We start from the raw sequence: 6,506 nt of genomic DNA, 5'->3' as shown, positions 1-6,506 counted from the left end.
TTGTAATTGTTGGTACGGTGCGGGCTGATGCCCTCACCCCAACCCTCTCCCACAGGAGAGGGGCAAACACCAAAAACGGTAACCCCTGGGTTACCGTTTTTCTGTTACCTCGCACCCGGTTTTTTTGTATCGGCTATTCCTGAATCATGTAATGTACTTGTAAATTATTCCAGCGAAAATGTGATGTGAGTCATATAGCTGGTTTATTGCACTGGACAAACATTCCTTTTATTCCTCGTTTCGCTTATCCTAGCTGAAGCGTTTCAGTCGTTTAAATGTTCGACAATTAATCAATCAGTCGCAGTTTGCAGCTGGTAAGGTTCCCCTCAGAGCGTTGCTGGATTACTCTGTCAGCCACCTCTATAACAGGGACAGCCTTGCAGGAGATCTATGACCATTCGCATCGCGATTAATGGCTTCGGTCGCATTGGACGCAACGTGGTTCGTGCTCTATATGAATCCGGGCGTCGTGCGGAAATCACCGTGGTGGCAATCAATGAGCTGGCGGATGCTGCGGGCATCGCGCATTTGTTGAAATATGACACCAGCCATGGCCGTTTCGCCTGGGATGTCCGTCAGGAGCGCGAGCAGCTGTTTGTTGGTGATGATGCCATCCGTCTGCTGCATGAGCCGACCATTGCGGCGCTGCCCTGGCGCGAGCTGGCGGTAGACGTAGTGCTTGACTGCACCGGCGTTTACGGGAGCCGTGAGCACGGTGAAGCGCACCTGCAGGCGGGGGCGAAGAAAGTGCTCTTTTCCCACCCCGGCGGTAACGATCTCGACGCGACGGTGGTCTATGGCGTCAATCAGGATGAACTCCGCGCCGAGCACCGCATTGTCTCCAACGCCTCCTGCACCACCAACTGCATTATTCCGATCATTAAACTGTTAGATGATGCCTATGGCATCGAGTCCGGCACCGTCACCACGATTCACTCGGCGATGCATGACCAGCAGGTGATTGACGCCTACCATCCGGATCTACGGCGTACCCGCGCGGCCAGCCAGTCGATCATTCCGGTGGATACCAAACTGGCGGCAGGGATAACGCGTATTTTCCCGCAGTTTAACGACCGTTTTGAAGCGATTGCCGTGCGGGTGCCGACGATTAACGTGACGGCAATTGACCTGAGCGTGACGGTAAAAAAACCGGTAAAAGCATGTGAAGTCAACCAGTTGCTGCAAAAAGCAGCACAAGGTGCATTTCATGGTATAGTTGACTATACGGAATTACCGTTGGTCTCGACAGATTTTAACCACGATCCGCACAGTGCTATTGTTGATGGCACGCAAACCCGGGTCAGTGGCGCGCATCTGATCAAAACGCTGGTCTGGTGCGATAACGAATGGGGCTTTGCTAACCGAATGCTCGACACGACGTTAGCGATGGCGGCTATTGGTTTCAGGTTCGACGCATAAACGTCGACAAAACTTTATGAATCAACGAGAGGATTCACCATGTCTGTAATTAAGATGACCGATCTGGATCTGGCTGGTAAACGCGTTTTTATCCGTGCGGATCTGAACGTACCAGTTAAAGACGGGAAAGTAACCAGCGACGCACGTATCCGTGCCTCTCTGCCGACCATTGAACTGGCGCTGAAGCAGGGCGCGAAAGTCATGGTTACTTCTCACCTGGGTCGTCCGACCGAAGGCGAGTACAACGAAGAATTCTCTCTGCTGCCGGTTGTTAATTACCTGAAAGACAAACTGTCCAACCCGGTACGTCTGGTTAAAGACTACCTGGACGGCGTGGAAGTGGCTGCCGGTGAGCTGGTGGTTCTGGAAAACGTTCGCTTCAACAAAGGCGAGAAAAAAGACGACGAAGCGCTGTCCAAAAAATACGCCGCGCTGTGCGACGTGTTCGTCATGGACGCTTTCGGTACTGCACACCGCGCGCAGGCTTCTACCCACGGCATCGGCAAATTTGCTGACGTAGCGTGCGCAGGCCCGCTGCTGGCCGCTGAACTGGACGCGCTGGGTAAAGCGCTGAAAGAGCCGGCTCGTCCGATGGTCGCTATCGTTGGTGGTTCTAAAGTCTCCACTAAACTGACCGTTCTGGATTCCCTGTCTAAAATCGCTGACCAGCTGATCGTGGGCGGCGGTATCGCTAACACCTTCGTTGCCGCTCAGGGCCACAACGTGGGTAAATCCCTGTACGAAGCAGACCTGGTTGACGAAGCCAAACGCCTGCTGAGCACCTGCGATATCCCGGTTCCGACTGACGTTCGCGTCGCGACCGAGTTCTCCGAAACCGCCACTGCGACCCTGAAATCTGTTAACGACATCAAAGATGACGAGCAGATTCTGGACCTCGGCGACGTTTCCGCACAGAAACTGGCTGATATCCTGAAAAACGCCAAAACTATCCTGTGGAACGGCCCGGTTGGCGTATTCGAGTTCCCGAACTTCCGTAAAGGGACTGAAATCGTGGCTAACGCTATCGCGGACAGCGAAGGTTTCTCCATCGCCGGCGGCGGTGACACCCTGGCAGCGATTGACCTGTTCGGCATCGCTGACAAAATTTCCTACATCTCCACTGGCGGCGGCGCATTCCTTGAATTCGTCGAAGGCAAAGTCCTGCCGGCAGTAGCGATGCTCGAAGAGCGCGCTAAGCAGTAATTCAGTTCAGGCGGGGAAACCCGCCTGTTTTTCAGCGCGCTTAAGGGCTCGCGAACCTTCTTCAACGGTCGAAGATACAGATACAGGACTAAGTAACATGTCTAAAATTTTTGATTTCGTAAAACCGGGCGTCATCACTGGCGACGACGTTCAGAAAGTGTTCCAGGTAGCGAAAGAAAACAACTTTGCACTGCCGGCGGTAAACTGCGTAGGTACTGACTCCATCAACGCCGTTCTGGAAGCTGCTGCTAAAGTTCGCTCTCCGGTTATCGTTCAGTTCTCTAACGGCGGCGCAGCGTTCATCGCAGGTAAAGGCGTGAAAACTGACGTTCCTCAGGGTGCTGCTATCCTCGGCGCTATCTCTGGCGCGCACCACGTGCACCAGATGGCTGAGCACTACGGTGTACCGGTTATCCTGCACACTGACCACTGCGCGAAGAAACTGCTGCCGTGGATCGACGGCCTGCTGGACGCTGGTGAAAAACACTTCGCCGCTACCGGCAAACCGCTGTTCTCTTCCCACATGATCGACCTGTCTGAAGAGTCCCTGCACGAAAACATCGAGATCTGCTCTAAGTACCTGGCTCGCATGGCCAAAATGGGCATGACTCTGGAAATCGAACTGGGCTGCACCGGCGGTGAAGAAGACGGCGTGGACAACAGCCACATGGACGCTTCCGCCCTGTACACCCAGCCGGAAGACGTGGATTACGCCTACACCGAGCTGAGCAAAATCAGCCCGCGCTTCACCATCGCCGCTTCCTTCGGTAACGTACACGGCGTGTACAAACCGGGTAACGTGGTTCTGACCCCGACTATCCTGCGCGACTCTCAGGAATATGTTTCCAAGAAACACAACCTGCCGCACAACAGCCTGAACTTCGTGTTCCACGGCGGTTCCGGTTCTTCCGCTCAGGAAATCAAAGACTCCGTCAGCTACGGCGTGGTGAAAATGAACATCGATACCGACACCCAATGGGCAACCTGGGACGGTATCCTGCAGTACTACAAAGCGAACGAAGCTTACCTGCAGGGCCAGCTGGGCAACCCGAAAGGCGAAGACCAGCCGAACAAGAAATACTACGATCCGCGCGTATGGCTGCGTGCTGCACAGACTTCCATGGTGACTCGTCTGGAGCAGGCCTTTAAAGAGCTGAACGCGATCGACGTTCTGTAAGAAAAATCTGTTTCTTACCCTGAAGCCCGCAGCAATGCGGGCTTTTTTATTATCTTAACAACAGGATAGCGCGGAGGGAAACTGTGATCCATTTGGCAAAACGCGCACTTATTGTTTACCCTATAACCTGACTGCCCTGTCGCAGGCTGAGTTTTTTACTTTCCCCCAGGGGATTCATAAGGAATGTTAAATGGAAGATTTGAACGTTGTCGATAGCATCAACCACGCCGGAACGTGGCTGGCACGCAACCAGGAGCTGCTGCTGAGCTATGCCGTCAACATCGTCGCGGCTATCGCAATTCTCATTGTCGGGATGATCGTGGCGCGCGTGGTCTCGAATACGGTTAACCGCCTGATGCTGGCGCGTAAAATTGACGCTACCGTGGCCGATTTTCTCTCTGCGCTGGTGCGCTATGCGGTTATCGCCTTTACGCTGATTGCCGCGCTGGGCCGGGTAGGCGTGCAGACCGCCTCGGTCATTGCCGTGCTGGGTGCCGCCGGTCTGGCCGTCGGTCTGGCGCTGCAAGGGTCGCTGTCGAACCTTGCCGCAGGGGTACTGCTGGTGATGTTCCGCCCGTTCCGCGCTGGCGAGTATGTCGACCTTGGCGGCGTGGCGGGTACGGTGCTGAACGTGCAGATTTTCTCCACCACCCTGCGTACCGCCGACGGCAAAGTAGTGGTGGTGCCGAACGGGAAAATCATCGCCGGCAACATCATTAACTTCTCCCGGGAACCGGCGCGCCGCAATGAGTTTATCATCGGTGTCTCCTACGATGCTGATATTGACAAGGTGAAGCAGCTGCTGACTTCGATTATCGAATCTGACGATCGAATTCTGCGCGATCGCGAAATGACCGTACGCCTGAACGAACTCGGCGCCTCCTCGGTAAACTTCGTGGTTCGCGTCTGGAGTAAGAGCAGCGATCTGCAAAACGTCTACTGGGATGTCCTCGAACGTATCAAGCGCGAATTTGACGCCAACGGTATCAGCTTCCCTTATCCGCAGATGGATGTTCATGTGGTGCGCCTGCCGGAAAAAGCAGAGTAAACCGCCATTGAATGAGACAGGCCGGCTATGCCGGCCTTTTTTTATCGTGTGTTATTAGCTGTTCTAATTAATGATTAATACTTTCAATTTCCGCTAATAATCCATTCGCGATATAGTCAGCGCCACTCTCGAACACAGCGGAAAAATCCTTATGTTTACCTATTACTTTCAGGGCCTTGCCCTGGGAGCGGCAATGATTTTGCCGCTTGGCCCGCAAAATGCCTTTGTGATGAATCAGGGGATCCGTCGTCAGTATCATCTGATGATTGCCCTGCTGTGCGCGCTCAGCGACCTGCTGTTGATCTGCGCCGGCATTTTTGGCGGCAGCGCGCTGCTGATGCAATCCCCGTGGCTGCTGGCAATCGTGACCTGGGGCGGCGTAGCCTTTTTACTCTGGTATGGCTTCGGCGCACTGAAAACGGCGTTTAGTCAGAGCATTGAACTCGCCAATGCTGAGGTGATGCAGCAGGGGCGCTGGAAAATCATTATTACCATGCTGGCGGTCACCTGGCTGAACCCGCACGTTTACCTCGATACCTTTGTGGTGCTGGGCAGTCTGGGAGGCCAGCTGGCCGTCGAGCCGAAGCGCTGGTTTGCGTTGGGGACCATTAGCGCCTCTTTCCTGTGGTTCTTTGGTCTGGCGCTGTTAGCTGCCTGGCTGGCGCCGCGGCTGCGAACCGCTAAAGCCCAGCGGATCATCAATATTGTGGTCGGTGCCGTCATGTGGTTTATTGCGTTTCAGCTGGCAAAAGAGGGCGTCAGTCATCTCCAGGCGTTATTCAACTAAGCGTTGTCCGATGGACTTTCCCGCTGTACGCGCTAAGCTTGCTGGCATGCGTCCCGTAAGGGCGATTTAAGTAACATGGAGAAACGACAGTGAAGTTAAAAGTTTTAGCCCTGGCGGCAGCACTCGGATTTAGCACTATGGCGGCACAGGCCAGCGAATTGCCGGATGGTCCGCATATTGTGACTTCAGGCACAGCAAGCGTTGCCGCGGTTCCGGATATCGCCACCCTGGCGATCGAAGTGAATGTGTCGGCAAAAGACGCCGCGTCGGCCAAAAAACAGGCTGACGATCGCGTTGCGCAATATCTCTCTTTCCTTGAAAAGAGCGGTATTGCCAAAAAGGATATCAGTTCGGCGAATCTGCGTACCCAGCCTGATTATGACTATCAGAACGGGAAAAGCATTCTGAAAGGCTATCGCGCGGTGCGCACCGTGGAAGTGACGTTGCGCCAGCTGGATAAACTCAACGGTCTGCTGGACGGCGCGCTGAAAGCGGGGCTGAACGAAATTCGTTCCGTATCGCTGGGCGTTGCGCAACCGGATGCCTACAAAGATAAAGCGCGTAAAGCAGCGATCGATGATGCCGTGCATCAGGCGCAGGAGCTGGCGGCTGGCTTCCACAGCAAGCTGGGGCCGGTTTACAGCGTGCGTTACCACGTCTCTAACTATCAGCCGAGCCCGATGGTTCGTATGATGAAGGCGGCTGATGCTGCGCCGGTCTCCGCGCAGGAAACCTACGAGCAGGCGACGATTCAGTTTGACGATCAGGTTGATGTGGTCTTTGAACTGCAACCAGCGCAGGCTGCGGCGCCGGCGAAACCGGCTGAAGCACCGAAACCGGCAGAAGCGCCGAAACCAGCGCAGTAAGCGTTA

At 54.7% G+C, this 6,506-nt stretch carries 6 protein-coding genes; all 6 read left to right on the top strand.

Annotation, left to right across the window (positions count from 1 at the left end):
- Positions 1–390: 390 nt before the first annotated feature.
- The 6 genes from epd (at position 391) to ACKLKD_RS27130 (ending at position 6,500) form a co-directional block, all read left to right on the top strand.
- Positions 391–1,419, top strand: coding sequence for an erythrose-4-phosphate dehydrogenase (gene epd / locus ACKLKD_RS27155; protein ID WP_004205289.1), 1,029 nt, complete (start codon positions 391–393; stop codon positions 1,417–1,419).
- 39 nt (positions 1,420–1,458) lie between these two features.
- Entirely contained in the window at positions 1,459–2,622 is a 1,164-nt protein-coding gene (pgk, locus tag ACKLKD_RS27150; protein WP_008806453.1) for a phosphoglycerate kinase, read from the top strand.
- Positions 2,623–2,719: 97 nt separating this feature from the next.
- Positions 2,720–3,799 carry a class II fructose-bisphosphate aldolase gene (gene fbaA / locus ACKLKD_RS27145; RefSeq protein ID WP_004144748.1) on the top strand — a complete coding sequence of 360 codons (1,080 nt, stop codon included), beginning with the start codon at positions 2,720–2,722 and terminating at the stop codon, positions 3,797–3,799.
- 190 nt (positions 3,800–3,989) lie between these two features.
- Positions 3,990–4,847 (top strand): small-conductance mechanosensitive channel MscS, encoded by an 858-nt coding sequence (locus ACKLKD_RS27140; RefSeq protein ID WP_025714606.1) that lies wholly within the window; start codon positions 3,990–3,992, stop codon positions 4,845–4,847.
- A 151-nt stretch (positions 4,848–4,998) separates the two neighbouring features.
- Positions 4,999–5,634: an arginine exporter ArgO gene (argO, locus tag ACKLKD_RS27135; RefSeq protein WP_025714605.1), complete on the top strand. Its 636-nt coding sequence runs from the start codon at positions 4,999–5,001 to the stop codon at positions 5,632–5,634.
- Between the two features lie 89 nt (positions 5,635–5,723).
- The gene (locus tag ACKLKD_RS27130) at positions 5,724–6,500 is read left to right on the top strand and encodes an oxidative stress defense protein (RefSeq protein ID WP_025714604.1); all 777 of its coding nucleotides are present in this window, start codon (positions 5,724–5,726) and stop codon (positions 6,498–6,500) included.
- The last annotated feature ends 6 nt before the right edge of the window (positions 6,501–6,506 follow it).

It is taken from the genome of Klebsiella sp. 10982 (assembly GCF_048589245.1).
GTDB classification, from domain to species: domain Bacteria; phylum Pseudomonadota; class Gammaproteobacteria; order Enterobacterales; family Enterobacteriaceae; genus Klebsiella; species Klebsiella quasivariicola.
This window is presented reverse-complemented; position numbering and strand designations above follow the sequence as displayed.